This window comes from Nocardia sp. NPDC049190 (genome assembly GCF_040648115.1).
Taxonomy (GTDB): Bacteria; Actinomycetota; Actinomycetes; order Mycobacteriales; family Mycobacteriaceae; genus Nocardia.
Map to the genome: position 1 here is coordinate 1 of NZ_JBEZDE010000104.1, position 2,583 is coordinate 2,583.

The 2,583-nt window shown below is 64.2% G+C and carries 3 protein-coding genes; all 3 read right to left on the reverse strand.

Features of this window, described 5'->3' with window-relative positions:
- Positions 1-1,070: MFS transporter (locus AB0B25_RS32030; RefSeq protein WP_357187564.1), on the reverse strand; the 1,070-nt coding region annotated here is incomplete at its 3' end.
- 41 nt (positions 1,071-1,111) lie between these two features.
- On the reverse strand, positions 1,112-2,347 hold the full coding sequence (locus tag AB0B25_RS32035; RefSeq protein ID WP_357187567.1) for a hypothetical protein: 1,236 nt from the start codon (positions 2,345-2,347) through the stop codon (positions 1,112-1,114).
- Positions 2,344-2,583 (reverse strand): hypothetical protein (locus AB0B25_RS32040; protein ID WP_357187570.1); only part of this gene is annotated, 240 nt, incomplete at its 5' end. The genes AB0B25_RS32035 and AB0B25_RS32040, both read right to left, overlap by 4 nt.

The window sequence follows — 2,583 nt, forward strand, 5'->3', positions numbered from 1 at the left end:
ACGGTTTCCGCCAAACGCAGGCCGGTGCCGAAGACGCCGAGGTATTCGCCGATCGCGTGTGGTGGAGCCAGGCTGTTCGAGACTTCGAAACCACCTGCGCTCTGCCAGAGTTCACCGACGCTGAGGATCGCGACGCCACATAATACGACGACGACGGCGAGCCAGCTCGAACGTCCCGACGCCCACGCGAGCGTGCCGCAAGCCAGCAGGAAGGCCCAGCCGGAGCGGCGCAGGGCGAGGCCACCGGTTCGTGGATTGTCGATGCCCCGGCAGAATCTGATCTGCAGGGCCACGACTATGGCGGTGTTGACGAGGTCCGCCGAGGCGATGGTCCACCGTGGCGCGGTCGTCGCTTCGAGGATCCACAGCGGCACAGCTACTGCCAATATGCGGTGCTGCAGGGACAGAATGCCGTCCAATACCGAAAGCGCGAGGTATGGCCGATCGCGCAGCGCGATCCACCGATGCTGGTGCGGCGTGGTGGGTATCGGCGGGAGGTGTGGCAATCGTCGGGTCAGCACGGCCGCGGCGAGCAGGAACACGGCGTCGAGGGTGATGAGCAGTCGGTAGACGGTCGGGGAATCCATGTGGGCGGCAACCCCGGCCAGCCCCGCGCCGACGGCGAAGCCGACGTTGAGCACGGACCTGATGTAGGCACGGAACTCGTTGACCCGGGTTTCGGTGACTCGGTTGATGACGGTACCGATGATGACCTGCGCGGTCGCCTGCACAGACGCCGCGACCGGCACGATCAGTAGGTAGCTACCGAACCCTCGCACCGCCAGAAAGCAGACGGTGGCGGCGGATGTGGCAAAAAAGCTGGCGCTCAGGACAGTTCGCGGACCTCTGCGGTCCGCGAGTTGTCCCCCGACGACGACCGCGACGACGGAGAGCGCACCTGCGACGCTGAGCCCCCAACCGACTTGAATAGCCGGAATCCGCACGATCCTGGTGAAATAGAGCACCCCCGAGGACAGATAGATCCCCGCGGCGATGGCGCTGGCCAGGGTGACGAACGCCAAGGTGCGTTGTGGGCCCGGGACAGGCAGAAGAGCTGAGGGCGGCGACATGGCTCCATTCCGTCGTCGACATGAACGTGGACACCGAGAATTCACGCGACCGATACGGTCTCCGACACCTCGTCTGGAACGCATTCCATCCGGAAGCCCGCCGCGGTCGCCTCGATCGCCGCACGGACTTCGGCGCTGGAACTGCCACGGAAACGAAAACTCGCGCCGATGTCCTGGTATCCGGCTGTCTCCCGAATCCGGGAACCCGCCGCGGGCACCTGCTGCCAATACGGGCCGACGCCGTCCGGCAACTCGAGGTGTGCGGAGATGACGGTGCACGGCGGCGTCACCGGTGGTCGGATGATCAGATCGCCGATGACCAGACCGTCGGTGAGCTGCCCAGTGTGCGGCGTTCTACCGAGTTGAATGTCCAGCGCCGCACCGATCAAGTCGTAGCCGTGTACATCGCGCCACAGGTTCGGTGTCTCCCCACCGCTGATTCTCGCCGCGACTTCGAGGAATTGGATATGTGGACTCCCGTCGCCTCGATACCCCAGGAAGTATTCGAGATGAAATACGGTCGGTGTCTTTCCCGCCAGTGCGGCACACACGGATTCGGTGTATTCGGCAAAGTGGGGAACGAGTCGAGGATCGTCGATCTCGACAGTTCCCAGGGCACCGCCGGCCGTCGCGAAGTCGAGGCAGTTGTTCACGTAATAGGACGCGCGCCATGGTCCGAGCCCGCTGCCATCCCAGACGCCGTCGATGAACCCTATGTCGTCAGGGCAGTATTGTTGCACCATATAGGGTTCGGAGGTCAGATCCGGTAACGCCGCGATGCCGTCCTCGGAATCCACCTTCACCACGCCGACACTGCCCGCACCCAGCCTCGGCTTGACGATCACGGGAAAACCGTGCAGTTCAGCGAACTTTCGGACGGAGTACCGGTCCGGCGCGGGGGCGAACGCCGGAACCGATATCCCCGCCGCCGCGATCGCCTCTCCCATGGGCAGCTTGTCACGGAAGCGGCGTACATGATCCGGGCGGTCTCCCGCGACATCGAATTCTTCACGTAATCGCGCGGCGGTGAGGAGATCGTATTCGCTGAGCCCGACGATACGTTCCGGCGTACCGAACGTATCGCGAAACTCACGTGCCACAACGGGCGCCTCGGTGAAGTCGTCGAGCACCACCACCATCGCGGCGGACTCCGGAACATATCTCCGAGTATGTTCGGTGCAGATGTAGGAGACCGCATAAGCGCTGTGGTCGATATGCGAGGCGAACGACACATCCACGCCGCGGACCCGGTGCAGGATCGTGATGTGTGGCTTCATTCCAGTTCTCCCTCGACCGCGTGGACCAGCGCCGGAACATCTCCCGGTACACAGTGCAACGCGAAATCCGCTGCGGTGCGCTGGATTCCCCGCTCGACGTCGACACCGGTCGCGCCCGCGAACCGGAATCGCGCACCGCAGAGTTCGTAGCTCTGCACGGCAGGCAGGAACGAACCAGCGGCGGGAAGCACACTCTCATAGGGCCCGCCATCGATCTGGTCGAGCGGCAGCGAAGT

Coding starts and splice junctions, on each gene's coding strand:
- AB0B25_RS32035 (WP_357187567.1), bottom strand. CDS start 2,347: ATGAAGCCACACATCACGATCCTGCACCGGGTCCGCGGCGTGGATGTG.